At 49.0% G+C, this 288-nt stretch carries 1 protein-coding gene; it reads left to right on the forward strand.

Translation table 11 applies throughout. The annotated features are described in order from the left end of the window. The coding region (locus tag AB4375_RS00005) for a VCBS domain-containing protein (RefSeq protein ID WP_372050821.1) at positions 1-288 on the forward strand (288 nt) is incomplete at both ends.

A 288-nucleotide genomic window follows, 5' to 3' on the forward strand; every position in this document is an offset into this window, starting at 1 on the left:
ACTGTCAGCAGTGCGACCGTAGCCATCGATGAAACTGACAAAGCGGTAACGACATCAGGAACGTTGACCAGCACCGATGTAGACAACCCAGACAACACGTTTGCGCCGGATTCTATTTCCGGCACCAACGGTGACCTGACTATTGATGCCAATGGTCATTGGGTATTCACAGCTAACAGCGCGTTTAATCAATTGAATGTCGGCGATAAAGTCGAAGAGACCTTCACTGTCTCGTCCATCGATGGCACACCATCAACCATCAAAGTCACGATTAACGGAACCAACGAT

This window comes from Vibrio sp. 10N.261.51.C6 (genome assembly GCF_041471785.1).
Taxonomy (GTDB): domain Bacteria; phylum Pseudomonadota; class Gammaproteobacteria; order Enterobacterales; family Vibrionaceae; genus Vibrio; species Vibrio crassostreae_C.